The 23824-nt window shown below is 49.6% G+C and carries 16 protein-coding genes; 15 read left to right on the top strand and 1 reads right to left on the bottom strand.

The features are described from left to right. The first annotated feature begins 2 nt into the window (after positions 1-2). The 5 genes from LQ567_RS07180 to LQ567_RS07160 all read left to right on the top strand — a co-directional run bounded on the left by LQ567_RS07180 (position 3) and on the right by LQ567_RS07160 (position 5632). Positions 3-932 carry an aldo/keto reductase gene (locus LQ567_RS07180; RefSeq protein ID WP_231003627.1) on the top strand — a complete coding sequence of 310 codons (930 nt, stop codon included), beginning with the start codon at positions 3-5 and terminating at the stop codon, positions 930-932. A 6-nt stretch (positions 933-938) separates the two neighbouring features. Beyond that, entirely contained in the window at positions 939-1730 is a 792-nt protein-coding gene (locus tag LQ567_RS07175) for an SDR family NAD(P)-dependent oxidoreductase (RefSeq protein WP_231003625.1), read from the top strand. Positions 1731-1786: 56 nt separating this feature from the next. Further along, positions 1787-2830 carry a galactose oxidase gene (locus LQ567_RS07170; RefSeq protein WP_231003624.1) on the top strand — a complete coding sequence of 348 codons (1044 nt, stop codon included), beginning with the start codon at positions 1787-1789 and terminating at the stop codon, positions 2828-2830. 84 nt (positions 2831-2914) lie between these two features. After that, on the top strand, positions 2915-4216 hold the full coding sequence (locus LQ567_RS07165; RefSeq protein ID WP_231003622.1) for an aspartate aminotransferase family protein: 1302 nt from the start codon (positions 2915-2917) through the stop codon (positions 4214-4216). 180 nt (positions 4217-4396) lie between these two features. Continuing rightward, positions 4397-5632 carry an MFS transporter gene (locus LQ567_RS07160; protein WP_231003620.1) on the top strand — a complete coding sequence of 412 codons (1236 nt, stop codon included), beginning with the start codon at positions 4397-4399 and terminating at the stop codon, positions 5630-5632. Positions 5633-5676: 44 nt separating this feature from the next. Here the strand turns inward: LQ567_RS07160 and LQ567_RS07155 are convergent, their stop codons facing one another. Beyond that, positions 5677-6381, bottom strand: a complete 705-nt coding sequence (locus tag LQ567_RS07155) for a FadR/GntR family transcriptional regulator (protein ID WP_231003618.1) — start codon at positions 6379-6381, stop codon at positions 5677-5679. Between the two features lie 209 nt (positions 6382-6590). Here LQ567_RS07155 and LQ567_RS07150 point away from each other — a divergent pair, with 209 nt between their 5' ends. The 10 genes from LQ567_RS07150 to LQ567_RS07105 all read left to right on the top strand — a co-directional run bounded on the left by LQ567_RS07150 (position 6591) and on the right by LQ567_RS07105 (position 23811). Continuing rightward, entirely contained in the window at positions 6591-9545 is a 2955-nt protein-coding gene (locus LQ567_RS07150; protein WP_231003617.1) for a TonB-dependent receptor plug domain-containing protein, read from the top strand. 87 nt (positions 9546-9632) lie between these two features. After that, the gene (locus LQ567_RS07145; RefSeq protein ID WP_231003615.1) at positions 9633-11207 is read left to right on the top strand and encodes a RagB/SusD family nutrient uptake outer membrane protein; all 1575 of its coding nucleotides are present in this window, start codon (positions 9633-9635) and stop codon (positions 11205-11207) included. A 41-nt stretch (positions 11208-11248) separates the two neighbouring features. Then, complete coding sequence (locus LQ567_RS07140; RefSeq protein ID WP_231003613.1) at positions 11249-12454, top strand: discoidin domain-containing protein; 1206 nt, start codon at positions 11249-11251, stop codon at positions 12452-12454. 17 nt (positions 12455-12471) lie between these two features. Continuing rightward, a complete protein-coding gene (locus LQ567_RS07135; RefSeq protein WP_231003611.1) occupies positions 12472-13497 on the top strand; it encodes a DUF5007 domain-containing protein in 1026 nt (341 codons plus the stop codon). Positions 13498-13528: 31 nt separating this feature from the next. Then, on the top strand, positions 13529-16705 hold the full coding sequence (locus LQ567_RS07130) for a SusC/RagA family TonB-linked outer membrane protein (RefSeq protein ID WP_231003609.1): 3177 nt from the start codon (positions 13529-13531) through the stop codon (positions 16703-16705). Between the two features lie 11 nt (positions 16706-16716). Then, positions 16717-18312, top strand: a complete 1596-nt coding sequence (locus LQ567_RS07125; RefSeq protein ID WP_231003608.1) for a RagB/SusD family nutrient uptake outer membrane protein — start codon at positions 16717-16719, stop codon at positions 18310-18312. Positions 18313-18326: 14 nt separating this feature from the next. Continuing rightward, on the top strand, positions 18327-19031 hold the full coding sequence (locus LQ567_RS07120; protein WP_231003606.1) for a hypothetical protein: 705 nt from the start codon (positions 18327-18329) through the stop codon (positions 19029-19031). Between the two features lie 12 nt (positions 19032-19043). Beyond that, positions 19044-20798, top strand: coding sequence for a DUF5008 domain-containing protein (locus LQ567_RS07115; protein WP_231003605.1), 1755 nt, complete (start codon positions 19044-19046; stop codon positions 20796-20798). A gap of 12 nt (positions 20799-20810) precedes the next feature. Further along, the gene (locus LQ567_RS07110; RefSeq protein ID WP_231003602.1) at positions 20811-22817 is read left to right on the top strand and encodes a M60 family metallopeptidase; all 2007 of its coding nucleotides are present in this window, start codon (positions 20811-20813) and stop codon (positions 22815-22817) included. Positions 22818-22836: 19 nt separating this feature from the next. Continuing rightward, positions 22837-23811: an alkaline phosphatase family protein gene (locus LQ567_RS07105; protein ID WP_231003600.1), complete on the top strand. Its 975-nt coding sequence runs from the start codon at positions 22837-22839 to the stop codon at positions 23809-23811. Positions 23812-23824: the final 13 nt, after the last annotated feature.

Here is a 23824-nt window from a genome sequence, read left to right as displayed (position 1 = left end):
AAATGAAAACAACAAATTTAGGTGCTTATACAATTCCGGCATTAACCCTCGGTACCGTGGGGCTGGGGATCAGTTACGGAGTGTTTGAGGGGCAACAGCAACCCGATGTGCAGGCAGGAACCGGGCTGATTGCGCGGGCTATAGAGGAAGGCATCACGGCTTTTGACACCGCAAGGGAATATGGCAGGGCCGAAGCCCTGCTGGCAAATATTACTTCGGATGAACGGGTAGCGGTGATCAGCAAGTTTAAGATCACAAAGGAAGCGGTGAATGATAAGACGCTGGCCATGGAGCAGGCCTATCAAAGTGTAAAAGAATCGCTGCAGGTGTTGAACATCAGCCGGCTTCCGGTTTGCCTGTTTCATATGGTTTCTGATTACGACCTGGATGCCGTTTGTGCCGTGATCCCGGAGGTACTAAGGAGCCTGGAGCAGGACGGCCTGATCGCCTACGGGGGGATATCGGCCGATAATCTTACAGAGCTCAAACGGTTTGCAGCGCTTTCATCCGTTCGTGTACTGCAGATCCCCGTTAACATATTTGATCAGCGGCTGCAGGAAGATCCGGTATGGGAACAATTATCGCGGAACCATACCATTGTTTTTGCAAGAAGTGTTTTTTTAAAAGGACTACTGCTCCGGCATCCGGATGAGCTTAAGGGCAATTTAAAAAAGGCCGCGGTTTACCTGGAAGCGCTGCGGTCATTTGCAGATGAGGCCGGAATGAGTGTTGCTCAGTTTTGCTTTGCCTATGTACGCGATATGAAGGGCATTACCAGTATTGTGTTTGGTGCCGACAATGAAGCACAGTTAATGCAGAATATTGGATTCCTGGATAGCGCCCCCATACCGGAAGCCGTATTGAAACGGGCAACCGCTTATTTTAGCACCGTGCCTGAAGCAATTTTAATTCCCCGTTCCTGGAAAATATAAAAAAACATGCAACAATTATTCAGTCTGGAAAATAAAGTAGTAGTAATTACCGGAGGTGCCGGTTTATTTGGAAAGCCTATGTCGCTGGCCCTGGCAGCCGCCGGTGCGGATGTGGTGATTGCGGCAAGAAACCGTGCGGCATGCGAGGCGTATGCAGAGGAGCTCAGTGCCAAAGGATATAAGGCCTGGGGATATGAACTGGACCTGAAAAGCGAGGCCTCCATTACCGCCTTTGTACAATCGGTGCAGGAACGGTTTGGAAAAATTGATGTGCTGGTAAATAACGCCGTTTCGCGCGAAGGATTTAAAAACCTGGAAGAAACCAGTAAAAGCGAATGGGAAAATGCCCAGGCGGTGAATGCCACCGGGCTGATGCTGATCACCAAAGAAGTACTGGCCGGTATGTGCCGGCGTGGCAGCGGCAACATCATCAATGTAGGATCGATACAGGGCGCTGTGGGACCAAACTTCCCGGTATATGGCGAAACAGGGATGACAAGCCCGGTCAATTATACCTACGATAAATGGGCGATGGTTGGCTTTACAAAATGGGTGGCGAACTATTATGGAAAATACAATATCCGGTGCAATTGTCTTAGCCCGGGCGGGTATGGCCCCGGCGTCAATGATGTGTATGGCGAAAATGAATTTACCCGGAATTATAAACGGTTAACGCCTTTGGGACGGTTTGCAAATGATGCAGACATTATGGGACCGGTGGTATTCCTGGCTTCGGAAGCATCGGCGTTTATTACAGGTCATAATTTGTTGGTAGACGGCGGATGGACAAGCTGGTAAAACAGGAGCCTATGTGTAATCGGTGGTTTAAATATATACAAATAGTAATGCTGGGTATGCTTGCAATAATTCATACAACGGCGGCCGGTCAGGCGCCACACAAAATAACAACAGGCGTTGCCCCCGCAATACCGGATCCGGAAGGATTTGCAGGGATGTTTGCAGGGGTAAGTCATCAAACACTGGTAGCTGCAGGGGGCGCAAATTTCCCCGGTAAAAAACCCTGGGAGGGTGGAGCAAAGGTTTGGTATGCCGATATTTTCCTGCTGAAAAAAGGAGCGGCTTCCTGGGAAAAAAGCCCGGTGTCCTTGCCCCGGCCGCTGGGCTACGGTGTATCGGCATCTTATAAAGATAAAGTCATTCTTGCTGGTGGCAGCAACCAGCAGCACCACCACCGGGAAGTGTATACATTAAGCGTGCAAAATAACAAGGTGGTTGTCGATTCACTGGCACCCATGCCCTATGCCCTGGCCAATATGGCGGGAACCATTGTTGGGGATGTATTGTTTATTGCGGGTGGTTCATTAACGCCGGAGGGCAATCCGGTTAAACGATTCCTGGCCCTGGATCTGAAACATAATAAATGGATTGTGCTGGAGCCCTGGCCCGGCGCAGAGCGGATGAATGCGGTTGCGGCCGCTGCGGATCAATGCTTCTTCCTTTTTAGCGGCATACAGGTGCTGGATACCAAAGAAGGAAAGCAGCGGAAGGTATTGGAGGATGGGTATTGTTTTATACCTCAGTACCGGAACGGACTATTTATGGGCGGCCACTGGAAGGTGCTGCCCCCCATGCCGCGGGGAGTAGCCGCTGCTCCCGGCCCGGCCCCTGTTTTTGGAAAGCGGTATATTGTTATTCCCGGCGGGCTCGATCATCAGACGGCACAGCATGCAGATCCGTTAACACATCCTGGTTTTCTTCCGGATCTGCTGGCCTATGATACCCGGCAGGAAAGATGGATGGTCTTTGACCGGCTGCCTCGGGCGGATATGCGGTTAACGGCTCCGGCGGTAGTATGGGATCACCGTTGTTTTATTATCAATGGCGAACGGCTGCCCGGCCTGCGGTCGAATACCGTATGGTCGTTTAACCTGGATTAAAAAATCCTTTAAGAGGTTCTCCGGCCGGAGCGGATCGTCGCCGGCCAACCTTACTTTTATAAAAACAGCTTCAATACACAAACGATGAGCAACCGATATCAGAAATCAAAAGCATTGTTGCACCGTGCCGGAAAGGTACTGGCCGGAGGCGTATCTTCCGAGTTTAGAAAATACAACCATCCGCATGCCTTGTTTTACACCGGTGCAAAGGGAAGCCGCATTACCGATGTGGATGGAAATGAGTACCTGGATTTTACCCTCAGCCAGGGACCCATGATCCTGGGACATTCGCATCCCGGGGTGCTGGAGGCCATCCACACCTATTCGGAAGACGGCCAGTTATACGCGGGGCAGCATATCCGTGAAATTGAATTGGCGGAAAAGCTCTGTACCTGGATACCCTCTGCAGAACGCATCCGTTTTTGCCTTGATGGTTCGGAAGCGGTGCAAACGGCATTCCGTGTGGCAAGAGCCAGAACCGGCAAGCATAAATTCTTACGGTTTGAAGGACATTATCATGGCTGGCTCGATAATGTGGCCTGGGGGATTTCAACACCGACGCCGGAGGCACTCGGCGCGCAGGAAGATCCGGAGGCCTTTCCCTGGTCGGGCGGAATGGCGCCTGGCACAAGAGCCGAATTCCTGATCCGGCCCTGGAATAACCTTGCATTGATCGAAGAAACGGTAAAGGAACATCATCACGAAATAGCGGCCATTATCACCGAGCCGGTCATGTGCAACAATGGCTGTATAGAACCGGCAGCCGGTTTCCTGAACGGATTAAGAGAGCTATGTGATGCCTATGATATTGCGTTGATCTTTGACGAAGTGATCACCGGGTTCAGGGTTGGACTGGGTGGTGCCCAAACTTATTATGATGTAACACCCGATCTGTCCATTTTTGCAAAAGCGATGGGGAGCGGTTATCCCATCAGCGCCATTGTGGGTAAATATGAATGGATGCAGTATATTGAAACTTCCCGTGTGATTCATGCCGGTACGATGAATTCCAGTTGCCCCATGGTGGCGGCAGCACTGGCCACCATCCGGATCCTTGAAGACGAAGATCCGTATGACCGGATGTTTGCCCTGGGGAAACGGCTGATGGCGGGTTTACGGGAGGCAGCAGCAGCAGCAGGTCAGAACCTGGTGGTTGCAGGACCGGGGCCGATGTTCGCGATCGCGTTCAGCGACGCCGGCATTGCATTGAATTACCGGGATACATTAAGGGCCGACAAAGCAAAATTGGGACGGTTTATCGCAGCCATGCACGACCGGAATATCCGGATCATCGGGCGCGGCCTCTGGTACATCAGTGCGGTGCATACCGAGGCCGAAATTGACCAGGCCATTGCCGTTGCAAAAGAGGTGTTGAACAGTTTATAAATTGAAGAGTGGGGGCCGACTAAAAAGTCTTTTCTGTGATGCTGTTCCGATGTGTTGGAATTTAGGCAGATTGTTAACGGTTGCTGATCCGTCGCGACGGAGAGAACGGCAATCTTCCGGAAACGGGCTTTTGGCAGGGCCGTTAAAAAATAAGACCGGTTGGATGCTAAAATTTTTAAAATGGAAGCTAGGGTTGTAAAGCATACTATGCGGCGGGCATGGCTGGTGGTGGGCTTGCTGTTTATCATTGCAATGCTTAATTATATCGATCGTACCATGATCACCACCATGCGTACATCGATTGTTACGGCCATTCCGATGTCGGATGCCGAGTTCGGACTGCTGACAGCCGTGTTTCTTTGGGTATATGGACTGTTCAGTCCGCTGGCGGGTTTTTTTGCCGACCGGTTCAGCAAGGCAAAGGTTATTTTGATCAGTCTTTTCATCTGGTCGGCTGTAACCTGGATGACCGCTTATGCAACGTCCTTCCATGAGCTGCTGATCACAAGAGCATTGATGGGCCTTAGCGAGGCTTGCTATATACCGGCGGCCCTGGCGCTTATTATGGATTATCATAAAACCACAACCCGCTCCTTAGCCAACGGCATCCATATGGCGGGGATCATGGCCGGGCAAAGCCTCGGTTTTGTAGGTGGCTGGATCGCAGAAGGGCATCAATGGAATACGGCTTTTTTTGCTTTTGGTGTTTTTGGGGTGGTGTACGCAGTGTTGTTACTATTCCTGTTAAAAGATGCGCCCAAAGCAATGATCCCGGCAAAAGAAAAAAAACAGGAAACGATAAAGTTCTCAAGGGCCCTGAAAGCGCTTTTCGGGCAGCGGTCTTTTGTGCTCCTGGTGGTATTTTTTGCACTGGTTAGTTTAATGACCTGGCTGGTTGTTGGGTGGCTGCCTACCTACTTCCAGGAAAAATTCCATTTATCGCAAACAAGGGCGGGGATCTATTCCACAGGATATGTTTTTACCGCAGCCATCTTTGGTGTACTGGCCGGAGGCGTACTGGCCGATCAATGGAGCCGGGTGCATCCCAAAGGCCGGATATGGGTACCGGCCATGGGCCTGTGTATTGCCGCACCGGCCGTTTTCCTGGCCAGCTATACCGGAGTACTGGCTGTAGCCTTAAGCTGCTTTGTGGTATATGCGTTTACAAAGGCGTTTACAGACACCAATACCATGCCTGTATTGAGCATGCTGGTTGATGAAAAATACCGGGCAACCGGTTATGGCATTCTTAATTTTTGTGGTACCCTGGTTGGGGGCATCGCCCTGTATTTTGGAGGGGCACTGCGGGATGCCGCTATTGACCTGGGTACCATTTATCAATGTGCGGCCTTGCTGATCCTGCTGGCTGCAGCGGCACTTTTTTGCATCCGCCCTCCTAAAGAACGTGGGGCGTAACCGGCAGGAGCGAGGCTATTGGTTGAAGAGCCGGTGTACAGACATCAGGAGATCTTGTCGTAATAGTTGCGTAAATGCTTTTTCATCTTCGACCGGAAATCATCTACGGTTCCTTTCTTTAAGGTATTGAGTAGGTCCCGGTGCGATACCTCGTGATTCAGGATCGACTGCTTGGGATCCGGATGGAATTTTTTAAAAGAATACATAAACACCGGCATCAGCATTTTTTGAAAACGGATCAGCGTATCGTTGCCGGATATTTTATACAGCCCCGAATGAAAATCGATATCGTATTTGATGAGTATGGCACTGTTCTTTGGTGATTGTGCCGTATGCTCTTCCTTATCTACGATCGATTCCAGGTATTCGATATCCGCTGCCGTTTTCCGTTTAAATACCAGTTCGCAATTGCCCACTTCCAGCACCAGGCGCAGTTCAAACATATCGCGCAATGTATCATCGTTCAGGAGCTTGGGCGACATGACCCGTTCAAAATTAACAAGCGGGTCCGGACTGGCGATCAGCATGCCCCGGTTTTTGCGGCTTTCGATGATCCCCAGTGTCCGGAACCGGGACAGGGCCTCCCGTATCGCCGTTCTGCTTACACCCAATGCCTGTGCCAGTTCTACTTCCTTGGGAAGTGCATCCCCCGGCTGCAGGTTGGCACTTTCAAGATAATCCTGCAAGCTCTGTTCTATTTTATCAACCTGTGTTAATGTTTCTATGGGCTTCAGTTTTGAGATCTTCATTTGATAATGCATTTACTGCAAAGGTAATTTACGGATGAAAACAATGCTTTGTTTTTGAAAAAAATAATTTCGTGCTTTTTAAATAAAAATGTACGACATATTAAAATATTGCGTACATTTGATAGAGCTTGCTTTTGGAGTACTACGCAAACGGCTGCATTCCGTGGTAATGCGTTTCAATGTAGAAAGTAAAACAGATTGCCTTGCATATGAGATTTAGAATAATACAATTGATCTGCGTGCTGTTTTCCGTTGTTTGGTTATCGGGCCCGGTATGGGGCCAGGGTGATCCGGAGGTGGAAGACTCGCTGGTAAAAGTGGTCAATACCCGGCGCTTCAACCAGGAGCTGCAGCGTACCCATCACCCGGGCACACTGGAAGTAAATCCTAAAATAAGCCAGGCTCCGTTTTCCGGTGCCGCTGCAACGCCCATGATCTCCTTACAGCAATATATAAAAGGAACCGCTGCAGGACTGTTTGTGAAAGAAGATAACGGGGAACCGGGCACGGAGCAATTTATGTTTGTACGTGGATTAACGCATCCCGTTTTTTCAAAGCAGGACCTGTATAGTATGCAACCGGTTGTATTTGTAAACGGAGCGCCGCTGGCACAGGAAACCGGGTTGAGCTACAATATCCAGCGGTTTGATTTTAACCGGATAGGCCCGGCCACCAACCCGCTTTCGATCCTGGATGTAAACAATATTGCACAGGTGGAACTGCTCAAAAGCCCGGCAGACCTGGCCCGCCTCGGTCCGCTGGCGGCGAACGGAGCCCTTTGGGTAACCACCAAAAATGCGCAATCCGGCGTGCGGCAGTTTAACGTGGATACCTATGTGGGCCTGCTGCAGCGCCCGGCCGTAAAAACGGTCAACGCGGCGTATGAAAATAATTTCCGCTGGCCCTTTTATGAAAAATATGCATCGGATGATCAAAAACTGGACTACCCCGTTTATGTCGCCAACAGCTATGATCCGGATTACTACGGAGCGGCAGACTGGAACGATCTTTATTATCAGGCGAAGCCGGTGTACTACCTGGGTTTTGGCCTGGTAGGCGGAAGCGAACGGGCAAATTTCCGGTTCAACATCAGTGATACCCGGAGCCATAATTTTGATGCTACAGGGTTCGACCGTTATGCCGTTTCTTTTGGGATCAATATGCTGCCATTGAAGTGGCTTACCATTACCGGTAATATGAATGCGATCCGCACCCAGCGGGAACGGAACCGCAACTTGCGCGACCGCTTTGCCGAAACAAGGTTTGTTCCCGATCTCACCAACCCGGTTTCTCCGGGCGCCACATCCTATCAGCGTTTCCTGGATAAATACCGTGGTTCCGAGGACCAGAATAAAACCAACTCCTTTGTTGGATACTTTTCGGCTGCGGCACAATTGGGCGCGCTCAGCCTGAAATCCCAATTATCGCTGGATTATGAAGAGGGGCTCCGGGATGTGTTTTATGGAAAACCCCTGATGGACAATACCAGTTTTATTTCTTCTTATTTTGGATTTAATCAAAGAGCAACGATCCGGAACACGGTCGATTATCATTTCAAATCGGATGATGAGCGGCACCAGGTGACCATCGGCGCGGGGCAAACCTTCCTGACCGATCAGTCTAAATATGACTATGTATTGGGGTATAACACCCCCAATGATTTTATAAAAATCAAAGAAATAAGACTAAGCGGGTCGGTCTATCAGAATGCTTACGACATCTTTGCCTATCCCTTTACCGATAAAATAAAATCGGCACTCTCTTCCCTTTATGGATCATTGGGCTATTCGTTCCGGAATGTAGTAACGGTTAATGCGCTTGGAAGGTATGACGGGTATTCCGGTTTTTCCAAAACGAACCGCTGGTTACTGACACCTGTATTCAGTTCAACAGTTAATATACAGGAACTGTTGCGGAAGACTACGCCTTTCAGCACCATTGCGCTAAAAGCTTCATGGGGCATATTTGGAAAACTCATCACGGATAACCGTTTTCGCATTGGCCCCCAATACCGGGTGGATGTGGGGTATTCTGATGAGCCGGTGCTGGGAAGCTATGCGGGGCTGGCGGCGCTTTCGCAAACCTATTCCGCCGGCTGGATCATGAATACCTATGGATGGCCCTATAGTGAGAAACTGGATATCGGCACAGAGTTAGGGATATGGAAAGACCGGTTGCTGCTCGGCATCGATTATTACAACAATGAGGATAAGAACATGATCGTTCCGGTTTCCCTGCCCACGGAGAGTGGTTTTACCTACAAGCAGGTACAGGGAATGGCGGTGCGGAACACCGGCATCAATATAAGCATTACGGCCGGTATCCTGAAACACCCGAAGGGGCTCAGCTGGGTACTGGATGCCAACTTTAGTACCAATCATAATAAGCTCACCCGATTGCCTTACCAGCTGCAGGAAATTGAATACCCCGACAGGAAGCTGGTGGTTGGCCAGCCGGTGGATGCATTTTGGGTGTACCAGAACGATGGGATGATTAACCAACCCGCGGATATTCCGATGGGACCGGTGTTACAGGATGGTTCCCGCAACCCTGTAAAATTTGGCACCCTGGAGCTGGGAGTGGGAGACGCGATCTGGAAGGATGTGAACAACGATGGGATCATCAATGCCCGGGATAAAGTGCTGAAGGGCCATTCCATGCCGGTATATTACGGCGGACTGGGCAACAAGCTGACATACCGGAATTTTAACCTGGATTTTCTGTTATTCTATGGCCTTGGGCACCGGCTGCAGAACCAGCTCACGGCCGGTAAGCTCGATTTTATCAATACAGAGAACTCCCGGAATATCACCTATGTGAAAGAAGTTACGTTCTGGCAGCAAACCTTCGATTACAACAGGTACCCGATGTATAATCCCTGGAGCGGAACCATTCCATACCGGCTGGATCAGGACCTGTTCCTGGAACGTGCCGATTTTTTAAAGCTGCGGTATCTCACACTGGGGTATGATTTTTCAAAAACCACGTTGCTGAAAAGCATGAAGCTTTCAAAGGCCTTGCTGTATGTAACGGCATCCAACCTGTTTACACTTACGCCCTTTAAAGGTGGTGATCCGGAGCTGACGGATTACCAGGGCATCTATTCGGGACGGAGCCTGCCCATTGCCCGTTCCTATATCATCGGGGCAAAATTGAATTTTTGATAAAAATGGGCGATAACCATTCATAGACGCCTCCGGTTATTGACGTCCGGCCGTGGCACCTGGAAAAGGAATTATAAGATAGAATGTATGAAACAGAATAGTATCTTAACCTGCTTAATGGTCTTTTATCTGCTGGCATTGACGGCCTGCAGTAAAAAACTGGATATTGAATCGTCGGCGGCTTCACCGCGGATGGCAATGTGGCAAACCTATGATGATGCAAAGGCCGGGCTGGTGGGCATTTACGGGCTTACTCGTGCGGCCCTGGCAGAGAATAATGCGCACTGGATGTATGGAGAGCTGCGGAAGGGCGATTTTACAGCCTCCACAAAGGGCGGCTATCTGGATGCGATCATTGGCAATAACCTGAATAAAAGTTATCCGGAGATCATTCAGCTCACCAACTGGCGCCGCTTCTATGCCGCTATTGATGGCTGTAACACCTTTATCGAAAATGCCCAAAAGTGTAAGGCGGACCTGCGGTATTCGGAGCTCAACTGCAAGGTGGATATTGCCCAGGCGCACCTGCTCCGGGCGTTTAACTACTTCTATATTTCCCGGATATGGGGAGACGTGCCGCTTATTGTTAATGCAACAAAAGACGGCAATACGCTGCAGGTAGCCCGCACACCGCAAAAACAGGTACTCAATTTTTGCATTTCCGAGATCCGCAACTATATGGACAGTCTGCCCACTGAGTTCGGGGGCAATGATAAATCCAAACTCGGGTTCAATGGTAATTATTACGGGGAAAGCTGGAATGTTTGGGGAAATGCGTTCTGGGGCTATTATCAGTGTGTGGCATTACTGGCCGAGATCTATGCCTGGATGGGCGATTACCAGAACGCCTATAACTACTCCTACAAGTTTGCGGTGGAGCTGGGAAAAACACGTACAAAGTTTATTGAAACTTCAGAGGTGACGAGCTTGCTGGCCGGCACCCGGAGTGTGTTTTACAGCAATGGCATTCCGAACAACGGAAGTTATTGCTACCAGGTACTGGCCTTTCCTTACCGCATGGCCAACCGGGAATCGGGTCCCAGCGGGGTAGGGCACCTGGAGTCGCTTACGCTGGCCAATCCCTATGTGGCCCGCAACCGCCCCGACCTGTACATTACCCGGGATACGATCAGCCAGATGTTTTATTCGGTAAATGATGCCCGGAATCCATACCAGTTTGAATTTAAAAATTATGGAACCGTTTATTTTACCAATTACTATAACGCGATCCCGGTATTTTCCAAGTTCCGCAATATGGAATATACCAATAGTCCGTTCACCATTTTTGGCTCCTGTATACCCATTGCCCGTTTTGAGGGCATCTACCTGATCCGGGCCGAGGCGCAATATGTGCTGGGGAATTATAATGATGCCTGGGCGGTACTGAACGAAATCCGCAAACGGAGAGGACTGAATCCCTGGCTGGTAAGCGGAAGCAAGCCGGAGGACATGCGTCAGCTGCTGGTTGATATTTTCCTGGAACGCAGAAGAGAGCTGGTGGGTGAGGGAAACCGCTGGTATGACCAGGTACGGTTTAATAAAATTATGCGCACGGACCCGGCCTTCAATGAGCTGATTGACCGCGGCGGTATTTATTGGCCCGTGGCGCAGGAAGTGATGGATAAGAATCCCCTGATTGAACAAAATCCTTATTGGAAATAAAGGCACAGCTGATGCTCCGTGGTTTAAAAAAGAAAGTAACGATGAAAATAAAAATGGTTTCTATTTTCTGGCCAGGCCTGTTGATGATGTTGTTCCTGCTGGCCTGTGATAAAAAGGAAACAGCCTACTATGGAATGCAGGTAGCGCCGGTAGTGTATAACGGTAACGCTATAGAATACCTGAAAAGCCAGAACGGGGTCTATGATTCCATGCTGGTGGTACTTGGCCGGTACCCGGATATGATCCGGAAAATTACTTCAGGCGACAGTGTTACCCTTTTTGCAATTCCCAACAACAGCTTTAAGCGTGCTGTTGAAAACTTCAATAACTACCGCAGGTCAATCGACAGTGCGCCGTTGTACCTGAAGCCCGGGCAATATGACCTCAGCCGTCCAGACTCGGGTATGTTTAACTATGAAGGATTGCGGGTGCTGATGGCCCGGTATATTGTTGACGGCAGCCATCCATTTGAAGAACTGGCACAGGCTTCCGGCGGCATACCCTTTACATCCTACGATTACGCGTATAAAATGAATCTGAAAGCGATCCTGGAAAGCTCGGCGGGTACGGCCAATAACGGTCCGAAGGTGATTGAATTCTCGGATATGAATTTCTCCCTGTTCCGCCGCTTCTGGAAGTCGGCCTATACCAGTTCCGTAGCCACGGCCCGTGCCGGAAGTGTTTTGATACACACATTGGCACAGGATCATGAATTTGGTTTTTCCAGTTTTACCAGTACCCTGGCCGATTTTTCCATTGACCGCAGTTTGTGGAAACCGTTCAGCTGGCACTCCATTGCACCGGCCACCACAACAGGGGGTACTGTAACCCACGCGTTCGACGGAAGCCTGGTAACCTTCTGGCAAACCCTTTACCCGGGATATGCGGGATACAGGGACATTCCTGCACCGTATTATTTTACGGTGGATATGGGCCGGAATAATAACCTGAGCGGTATGGCCGTACAGAACCGGCAGGAAACCATTTCATCGGCATGGCCGGGAAGAACTGTACGCTTCCTGATGGAGTTTGCCGCAGATACCACACAAACAAAAGCACCGCTTCAATGGATGAGCAGCGATACCTTTTCGTTTCCGGAAACCCTCAGTTTTACCGTTTACGCAAAGCAGCGGTTCGCGTTTCCCCAACGGTACAACGCCCGCTTTTTCCGCTTTACCGTTTTGCAGAACTATGGTGGTTTTGCTTCCTATAAATATGTAAACCTGGCCGAACTGTGGTTGTATTAATCATTAACAGGATGACTATGACAGTGAGAAAAATAATGATCTGCCTGCTGCTGGTTGCAGGAGCCGCTTCCTGTGCAAAATATGTTCCGGAAGACAAGGACTCCCTGGATGTGGATGCACGGTTTACCACTATTGATTATGCGCCTACATTGGGCCGGAATACGGTTTATGATGGCAACTTCAATTTTGGCAATACCTCTCAGCCGGTAACCTTTGAAATGGTAGACCTCAAACGCTATGACGGACAGCCCGCACCCGAATTAAATGCCGACGTATATCCGGTTAAAGTATGGAAGAGCAATGCGGAAACCTACACCGGTAAGGAAACGTCCCTGGAGGAAATTGAAAACAAGCGAGCCGTTGAGTACCACCGGATCTTTGAAATCCGGAAGCATTCCGGACAGATCCTTGTATGGTCCGGTATGGATGTTTCGCACCTGGTTACCCGGCCGGATTCCGGTTATAAATTTAACGTAAAAGTGTCCAATTCCGGGGCCAGCAAGTATTTTTATAACCTCCGGTTCCGGCCTTACAAACCCCGGCCATATGAGCCCTCTAATTATAATGTGGAAACCGGCATGATCACCAATCCGGCGGTTAAGCCCACGGAAATTTCCGGAATGACCCGGCAAAAGGACGGCCTTGCCATGACCGCTGCGGATGTGGATATTTTTCTGACAAAAAAGGATACCGGCAGCAGCATCACCTTCCGGTTCCTGGATTCCGCGTATAATGCACTTGACCCTGCTTTATTTAATACTACAGATTGGGGACAGTTACTGCATGGATTTAACCGGCAGCAAACAACCGGCTATGTGAAATATGATGTGGCCTACCCGCTGCCCCTGGTAAATGGCTTCCCCACAAAATATACCAATACCAGCGGAACCAGGGCCAACGTGGCATTTTCTTATTACCGGCTGGGACCCACCGGCCTGGGTGTAAGTGCAAAATTGCGTTTTGAATTTGCGATTTATGAAAAGGGCGATTGGGAACTGGTGTTTCATTTTAAAAACAGCTCTCCGAGGTTTACGAATTATTAAACAGGCCGCCACTGCAATTAAAAAGAATATTATGAGAATTTGGGTACTTACAATATCGGTTTTTCTACTGATGCAGGTTGCTGCGCAGGCGCAGCGTGTGGTAAAAGGCCGTATCCAGGATAAAGCAACCGGTACGGCTGTGTCGGGAGCTACAATTTCGAGGGGCAGCCGGTCGGTGCAATCGGATTCCGCAGGACATTTTTCCATAGAAGCAGCCGCCGGAGCAAAACTGCAGGTATCGCATGTAAACTATAGCGCTGCCGCTTATACGGTTACAGACGACACCACGCAGGTGGTGATTGAAATGGAAGCAGATGATTCAAAGAACTCGATGAATACGGTGGTGGTCGTGGGCTTTCAAAAAAAGAACCGGTTAATTTCAACGGCCGCTACAACCGTTATCAGTGCAGAAGATATCAAGGATGTGCCGGCGTCGAGCGTAGTGGATCTGTTGCAGGGAAAAGTGGCCGGCGTAAATATTCAGAATACCAGTGGAGCTCCGGGTGCTAAAAGTTCCATCTTCCAGCGCGGATTATCGAGCATTGCGGTAACGGGAGAAGGAAATGATGCCTACCTGGCTACCGCCCAGCCGCTGATCATTATTGACGGGGTGCCGGTTGATCCCAATACCGATAATGAGTACGGGTTTGCCCAGGCCGGACCAGGGATCAGTCCCCTGGCACTGTTACCTGCAGAAGATGTGGAGAGCATCGAAATATTAAAAGATGCGGCAGCCACCTCCGCCTACGGTTCAAGAGGCGCCTACGGGGTTTGGATCATTACCACAAAAAGAGGCCGGTCCAAACGGCCGCAGATCAGTTATATCGGCAACCTTTTCCTCAGTGATGTACCTACACTGCGGCCAATTTACGGAGGCCGCATGGAGCGGGCGCTAAAGATCATGCAGGTGGTGGAAAACAACCTGTATTCCCGGCAATACGGAATGGCACAGGTAAACATGAACTACCTGTTGTCGGATAGTTTAAACCCCTATCTGAATAACTCCACCAACTGGCAGTCGCTGTTTTACCGGCCCACCTATAACCATTCCCATAACCTGGCCTTTTCCGGAGGGGATCCCAGCTTTAACTATAAGGTGAATGTGTCTTATTACGAAGAAAACGGGATTATTAAGAACACCGGGTTGAAACGGTATTCAGCCGGTATGAATACCATTTACCAGACGAAGGACAGTAAATTCCGCATGCTGGCCGCTATTACGGCAACCAGCGCTACCAACAAAAAGGGCAGTGGGGTGGGCCTGCTGCAAACCGGTGTGGCCACCAGCGGCATGGCTTCCACATTGCTGCCGCCTCCGGATGTATATACGGAAAACAGCGACGCGCTGGCGGCATTTCAGATTGATGATGATAACAAGACCAATTCAATATTGACCAACCTTACGTTGGAACTGCAACTGGCAAAGGGACTCCGCTTCAAAACGGAGGGGAACTTTAATTTTCAAACGGCCACCAGCAATACCTTTTATCCCTCCTGGCTCAACTCCGGAAGTCAGTATGGCCTTTCGACGGGCTCCGTATCCCAATCACAGTATAATACCTACAGCCGTAATTCCAATGGCTATCAAAATCGGAATGCACTCAGCTATTTAAAAAGCTTTGGAGAGAACACGCATAATTTCAGTGCCTTTGTATTTTCCGAGATCACCGGCAATCTGGTCAATACCAACTACTCCCTTCTGTATGGCGCTCCCAATAATCAAATATCCGGTCCGGTAGGTTTTAACCTGGCAAGATCCATTTATGGTACGCTGGGAGCACCGGTAAACGGGAAAACATTTGCCTATGGTGGAACAGTTTCCTATAACTATTTACAGAAGTATGTGCTGGATGTGAACTTCCGGCAGGACGGATCTTCTACTACGGGGCCATTGGCGGGTTACCGCCAGAACCCGTCCATCGCTTTCCGGTGGAACTTTTTCAAAGAGCGCTTTATGAATAAGGCTTCCTGGTTGGATTACGGAGCCATCCGCGGTAGTTGGGGAAAAACGGTTTCACCGCAGGGGGATATCTTTACCGCTTACGGACGCTATTATCCCAGCGGTACCTATATGGGGCAGCCCACGGTGCTGATGGATTACGGAACCGCCGCCAATCCGCTTTTCCTGCCCGTATCAACCATCCAGTATAACCTGGGTTTTGAAGGCGGATTTTTAAAGAACCGGATCACGATTGATTATGATTATTATTACCGGATCGTAGACGACCAGGTTTACTATGTGGAGCTGCCCAGGGAAACAGGCTATAGCCGGATGCCGGGAAATAATGTAAGTATTGTAAACTACGGACATGAGTTAACGCTTTCGTTCCGGCCGCTGGCCTTCAACAGTAAAACCAACTGGCGGTTACAAATAAATGGTGCGTTTAACCGGAGTATACTTACGGGGCTGCCGGAGCATATGCGGCAGATCGTATACAACCCCAACGATTTACTGGGCTTGCCTGTACTTTACCGCCTGGGTAGAAACCCGCTGGGCAACCTGCTGTACAATACAAAGGGCGTTTATGCCACCAACGCAGATGTACCCTATGATCCGATGACGGGAAAACGGATGCAGATCAACGGTCAGTACCTTACGGCCGGTGACCCGATCTTTGCGGACCTGAATGGGGATTATAAAATAGACGCCAACGACCGGGTGGCCGTGGGCGATCCGCAGCCCAAGCTAACGGGAGGGATTATTAATACACTCACCTATAAGAATTTTGGACTTACCTTAAGTACCTCCTTCACTTTTTTTCGCGATGTGCTGAATACACCGTTGGCACGCACCTTCCAGTATTTCTACAACCCGGATAATGCCAATGTTAGCTCCACCCAGGTATTACCACCCATCAGCCAGTATAATTACTGGAAACAGCCGGGGGATAATGCTACTTATCCGTATCCGCTGGACTATCAGCAGAACCGGTTAATTGATGCCTTCCGGTATAACCAGACCTTGTTCATGGAAGATGGTTCTTATTTTAAATTCAATTATGTCACCTTCTCATATACATTGAATAAAAACTGGGTGAGCCGTTTCCTGATCAGCAATGCGCGGATCTATTTTACAGGAAAGAACCTGCTGGTGCTGAGTCATTACAGCGGCCCCAACCCGGAGAACGTAAGTGACCTGGGACGCGATAATCCCAATGGATATCCTAACCCCCGGCAATACAGTCTTGGAGTGAATGTAACATTTTAAACAGGCAACGCATGATAAAAAGAACAACAATATTCATCCTGCTGTTAATAGCGGTCATTGCTACCGGATCGCTCAGCAGTTGTAAAAAATACCTGGATGTAGATCCGGTCAATGCAATGTCGGGCAATAATTTCTGGAAAACCCGTGATGACGTAGAGCGGTTTACTACGGGCGCTTATACGTTATTGCGCAGGTACACTGCAATGGGCGGGCATACGCTGCTGGCCATCGGAGATCTGCGGGCAACAGCCTGGACGATCTCCGGCGCATCGGATCAGCCCGGCATTCCACGCAGCTATATCCCGCTGTTTAATAACAACGATATGAAAGGGCTGCTCCGGTCCGACGAATGGTGGCAGGGAGCCTACAATAACTGGTCGGCGGCTACCTTTGGTATTGACAATATGTCGGACTGGGGGTTCCTTTACCAGGTAGTAAATGCGGCCAATACGCTGTTGATAAATGTAGATGCAAAGGGCATTGCCGGGCTGGCGGATGCAGACCGGGCACGATACAAGGCCGAGGCGAAGTTTTTAAGAAGCGTTACCTACTATTTGCTGGTACGTCATTTCGGAGATGTACCCTATATCATTGATGCCAACGATAAGAGTAAACATGAACGTACCGGTCAGCTGACGGTATTTAAAAATTGCATCGAAGAACTCCGGTCGGCGGTAAGTGACCTGCCCTGGACCTATCCCGATCCTACACTGAGAGGTGTAAGAGCCATGAAAGGAGGCGCTTATGCGCTTATGATGGAAATGTACATGTGGATGGCCGGCTTTGATGAAGAACATGCCACGGAATATTACCAGCAGGTAGCCGATCTGGGCAATCTGTTGGTGAACCAGAATGAAGGATCCTATGAGCTGTTGTCCCTGGATAATATGAAAGACCTGTTTAAAGGAAACTCCAGGGAAAGCCTGTTTGAAGTTGGGCAGGACTTTAACTACGGGGAAACCTTCGGCCTGCTGGTAACCCTTGCGGATATTGTATTGCGCACGCCCTATAAACGGAATGTAAACAGCACCTATATTTATTATAACAGCGAATACCTGCACCGCCTGTATGATGCTGCCTACAACGGAAATGTTGACCGGCGCATGGACCTGTGGTTTGAACGGGATAATATGTACAACACGGCCGGGCAGTTTGTATTCCTCAAATTCATAAATACCTATGGCACCTCCGGTGAAAATGAAAATCCCAACGATAATAAAATCCTGTTCCGCCTGGCAGATGCCATCCTGTTGCGGGCGGAGGCCCTGGAGAAACTGGGCCGGTATGATGAAGCGCTCTCCGAGCTGAATAAGATACGGCAGCGCGCCGGCGCCGAGCCGTTTGCCGGTGGCAATATGGTTAAAACGGCCTCCGCCTCCAATACCATTACACTGGAAGATGCCATCTGGTGGGAACGGGAGCGGGAACTGATGGGGGAGGGAACCATGTTTTATGATCTTGTACGTACCCGGCATATTCTCGACTCCAAGTACACCCCCAATGCGATCAGTTATGAAGAGTTTGTAAGCGGTGCCTGGACCTATCCGATACACAATGAAGTAATGCGCCGGAACCCGCTGATAAAACCAAATACATTCTGGCTATAATTAAACTGGCAAATATGAAAAGATACTTTAAATGGATGTTGTTACTGCTGATCGGTATTGCATTGCTGGGCAGTTGTAAAAAGCAATATTATTTTGATACGGGACAAAGCATTGCCCGGTTTAACGGAAACATGCTGCAATATTTTGAGGCCAATCCCGAGCTGTTTGATACATTGCTGCAGGTAATAAAAATTGCGAAGCTGGAAAATTATTTTAAGGACAGCAGTCTCACATTTTTTGCACCGGCCGATTCCAGTATCATGAAAACCTATTATTACATCAATCAGAATTTCAGGGCGGCGGGGATGGATACACTAACAGGACTGGAGGATCTGAAGCCCGAATTCTGGCGCAACAACCTCATGATGTATATGTTCCAGGGGGTAAGAGGAATTGAAGATTTTCCCCAGCTGGATTTTAGCAACCTGTATTCGTTCTCCGGTGAATATGCCAATTCGGTCAGCGGCCAGGTAATGAATATCGGAACCGTATTTACAGATGCCCGGGGATTAAAATACAAAGGCTACCGGCGGTTATACCTGAACTATGTACCCAGTGAAGCTTCGCCGCTTCAAAACTGGGTGCAGGGGCCCGTAGCCAGTTGTAACATACAACCCTCGAACGGGATGATCCACGTATTGATCTACTATTCGCATTATTTCGGATTTGATCCTTACCAGGCCTGGTTGCAGGCAAAATATTACAGCAGTGTGCATTAAAACAGACGAAGTATGATTAAAAAACGGAATGGCATGTTTTTGCTGGGGTGTTGCTTTTTAATAACACTCATGGCCTGTTACAGGAAAACAGACCAGGTATATGCTGGTGCTTACCGGGATGCACCGGTAAATACCATTGCCTTTGTTGGTTTAAACCCCGTGCCGGCCAGCGGGAATATCGGCGACCGGGTTTCGTTTAAAATTACCGGCCTGGATTCAGTGGCCCGGTACCGTGGCACAACAACATTCTTTATAAACGGTGTGCAGGCGGCCATCGATTCAATCAATGTGGCGGATAGCTTGTTAACAGTGATTGTCCCGGATTTTGCTTCCTCGGGAGCGGCCAAGCTGGTGGTTAATAACCGGAACTTTTACGGGCCGGTTTTTAATGTATCCGGAAAAGCGGTGTTTGATTCCGCGTTTAACGTGGTTGGTAAAAATGAGCTCGGCGCCAATATCCTGGGCACGGGAGTAAACGGGGCTATAAGAGCGCTGTACAATAAAAAATATGCCACATCGGAGTACCTTTTTCTTGCAGGTGATTTTACCACCTGGAATTCAGAAGCCTCTTACCGTCCTAACCAAAACAGTTATTACAATGGAACCAGTTTGTTCCGCTACCTTACGGTTTTGGATCCCTTAACAGGGCTGTTCCGGAACGATCTTACCATTGGCAACGGACCCAACGGGAGGCTGTTGGGCATTTGTGAGCTCAGTCAGTATCCGGGATACCTGATCTATGGCGGCTTTAGTTCCTATAACGGAAGAGGCAGCGGTGGCATCAACAATATCACCCGTATACTGGAAGATGGTAAGATGGATTCACTGGTGCGGAACGTGTACAATCCGGATCCCAATATTGTAGAAAATAATATGGATACCCTGCCCGTTTTTACGGGGGGATTTGATAATGTGGTGATCCGGGCCTTTATCGATGCCAAGGGGCGCATCATCTGCATTGGCGGTTTTAATAATTACTACCTGAGTGATTATAGTCTGTCTACTGCAAAAAATGTTTACAAGATCGGGACGCCTATGAAACAGATCGCCGCTTTATCGCAAACCGGCATCCTGGATACCGCCTACAGCTACGAACCCCGGTCGCCGACAGACGGAACAAACGGATCCATAACCGGTGCCGTTCAGCTGTACAACGGAACGGCACCCAACGGTAAAATTATTGTGGTAGGAAGTTTTACTTCTTATAATGGAATGAGCGCCAACCGCATCTTTATGTTGGATGATAACGGGGGGATTGATACCCGTTTCAATATAGGTGCGGGTGCCAATGCCGCTATTTCAGGCATTACCTATAACCCGGTAACACGGAAGCTATTGGTTACCGGTGCGTTTACCATGTTTAACGGAGCAAGCACCCCCTATGGATTGGTGATGTTAAATGAAGATGGGTCTGTAGATCCTTTTTTCCGGCTGGGTAATATGGTGCAGGCCGCTTCAAACAGGGGGCAGCTGGTTAACTATGCCGCACAGTTGAGCGATGGTAAGGTGATCGTGAGCGGCAGTTTTGAAAAGTATTCCAATCCGGATGCGTCCGTTGCAATTACAAGGCGCGGATTCATGATACTGAATCCGGATGGAACCCTTACGTCCGGCTATAACAGTCTGGGGGCTTTTAACGGCCAGATCCTGGATATGCTGGAAACCAAAACCGCCGGCGGCATAAGAAGCGTGATCCTCGCAGGCAGCTTTAGTTTATTTGATAACAAACCGGTGGCCAATATTGCAAAACTGATATTGTATCCTTAAAAAAAACGATCTATGCGCAGTGTTTATTTATGGTTGTTGGGAGCCCTGTTGATGGGAGTGCTATCCTGTAAAAAATATGGCTACCGGTTCGAAGATGGAACGGACCCGGGTCAGTCCGGAGCTACTGCGGCATCCAGCAGCAAGCCATTGGGCAATGATTTCAGCAAGCTGGATGTGGCAAGGGTGTTCCCCGGGCTGGTGGGTGCCGCAGAACCGCGGCTCGCGGGCGAAACCGTAACCATCCGGCTGGATCAAAAGTATGTATATCCCGGTGATTTACGGATCGTGGCCACGCCCCCCCAGCAATACAGCACGGGTTTGTATGCGCCCGCCGGAGAACCGGTGTTGATTGAGGTTCCGGAAGGGGTTGTGGGACTGAAGGCCCAGATCGGGGGGTGGACGGATAACCTCAGCGGAACACCGTTCCCCAGGAGGGATCCGCTTATTTACAGCATCGCATTGTTAAGTGCCGGCAAAAACTATATCCGTAATTTATACGGAGGGAGTATCTATATCCTGGCGTCGCAGAACACCTCGGTAAAGGAAGCATCGCTGAAGATTAGTGGTGCGGTACGGTCACCGGACTTTGTATTGGGCGAAAGTACCGATACCGAATGGGCAGAGCGTATGCAGCAGTCTTCTGTTCCCTGGGTTCAGCTGCGCGGTAAGCGGATCATTTTTGAATTGCCCAAATACTTTTTTGACAAGCATCCCGTAATCCGGCCAACGGCGTTGATGCAGGAATGGGACCGCATCATTGGCGAGGATATTTACCGGTGGAAGGGATTGGAAGATGCTACCACCGATTCGTTAAACAAAGCACCGGAGCTGCCGGTATGGGTGATCATGGATGCACAACCCCGCGCCGCCTATGCACACGCTTATCAGCCGGTGGTGCTCCAGATGGACGAGGCGTTTTTTGCAAATGAGATCGCCAACCTGGACCAGCTCACCAAAAAGGGGGTCTGGCGTACCCTTTCTGAAATCGGGCGCAATAATGTAACCGCCACCTGGGTTTGGGCCGATATACTGGAAACCGCACCCAACCTGTATTCGATAAAGATGGCCGACCGGCTGGGTATCAATATCCGGGAACTGAACCCCGCTATGAAGCTGGCGGTGGATACGGCGCTGTGGTACGTACGGCAACCTAAAACGGTAAAAAGCAATTTTGCAACCGACCTTTCCGCGCGGACCAATGGGTACCTCATCAAACTCATACCGTTTGTACAATTATTAGATAAGATCAGCAGCCTCAATCCGGCTGTTAACGGGTACGACCTGATGCAATATGTAGACTACCGGATGCGGCACCTGTTCCGGCAAACTTATTCAAACCCGGAAAAAATAAACCTGTTTTACCAGTATGCAAGTGAGTTTGCTCAAACAGACCTGTACCCGTTCTTTTACTATTGGTCGCTGTTGCCTTCAGGACCTGTTGTAGATTCTATCGGTGCAAAATATCCCCGGTTGAACAAGGATATCTATAACTACAACCCGGTAACCGACACTGGTGGCACCCGGCCTGTGCCGGTACCTTCGCGGATATTGGACCGCTCCGGCTGGCTGGCCATTGATTTTTGCTGCCAGGAAGCAGAGCGGGGATTTTATGCATCCAACCTGCTGGATGGAAATATGGAGATGCCCGGCATCTGGTTGCAGCGGGGAGCACTGAGCCCGGCAACCCGCCATGCCCTGCCACACTGGTTTATTTTCGATATGGGAAAATTCAATAATGTAGGGGGCTATTGGTATGCGGTTGACGGAACCTCGGTTTACTATCCCCGTTATACCAGTTGTTATCTGAGTTCCACCCTGCTAACCAATGATAGCCCGGACTGGATCCCGGCAGACCTGAACTGGAGTGCCGATGCGCAAAAGGTAAGCAAGACGCAGATCCTGAGAAATTTTCCACGGGTAAACAATGTACGGTATATCAGGTTTACCATTAACGGTAACTGGGGAACAAACGATAATTACCAGGGCGTATTTTCCGAATTCGGAATGCTGGCACCCTAAACTGAAAAATAAATTTGACATGAAGATCCATCCGGTCCTTTACTTTTTTCTTTATGCGGTTGTGCTGGCGGGCGGCAATGGCTGTACAAAATTTCCCGATCCGGGTACCATCGATGACCCCTACCGGCCGGCTGCCGATACCAGTGCGTTGCAGCGCCGCAAAATGTTATTCATCAGCATTGACGGGGTCTCCGCCGAAGTACTCAATACCATCAAACCGGCGTTTATACAGGAGTTGCTGGCAAAATCGAAGTATACCTGGAATGTGGCAGCTGCACCCAAACCGGTAACCAATGCAGCCTCCTGGGCCAGTATGATGACCGGCAATGATACACTGCGTCACCGGATCTACGACAGTACCTTTTATGCCACACCGGTAGATTCGACCAATAAGATACCGGTGCCGGTCAATTTAACGGCATTGCGGCATTTACATAACAAAAGCCAGTCGATTCAAATAACGGCAATAGCCCCCTGGTATAACCTGGTACATACGCTGCTGGCGGATGCCAATAACCGGCTGGTAACGGCAGATGATGCTGCTACCGGTAGCCAGGCAGTGGCGGAGCTGAAAACAAAAGATCCGGACCTGGTGATCACCCAGTTTATCAGCGCCCAGCAAGCCGGTATTCAAAACGGCTTCACCGACGGCAGCGTTGCCGATGCCCTGCGTACGATTGATGGATATATTAAAGAAATGGTGCGTGCTGTACAGAAGCGGCCAACATATCAAAAGGAAAACTGGATGGTACTGCTTACGACAACGCAGGGCGGAAGCGGGCTCCGGAACGATGCAAATGTAGCGCCCGGGTTTATGATCGCTTATAATGTGCGGTTTAACCCGGCCAATCTCTTTACGCTTACACCCTCTATTTCGGTTCGGAAAGAAGATGTAGCTGCGCAGTTATTATACTGGTTCAGAACGGCGGTTCCTTCGGTGGTGTCGGACGGCCGTGTATGGATCGACCGGTTTGAATCAGAATTCTATCAGTAAAAAATATTCACAT

The organism is Niabella pedocola (genome assembly GCF_021044425.1).
In the GTDB taxonomy this organism is placed as follows: domain Bacteria; phylum Bacteroidota; class Bacteroidia; order Chitinophagales; family Chitinophagaceae; genus Niabella; species Niabella pedocola.
Note: the sequence above shows the minus strand (reverse complement) of the source record. Positions and strands in the feature narration are given on the sequence as shown.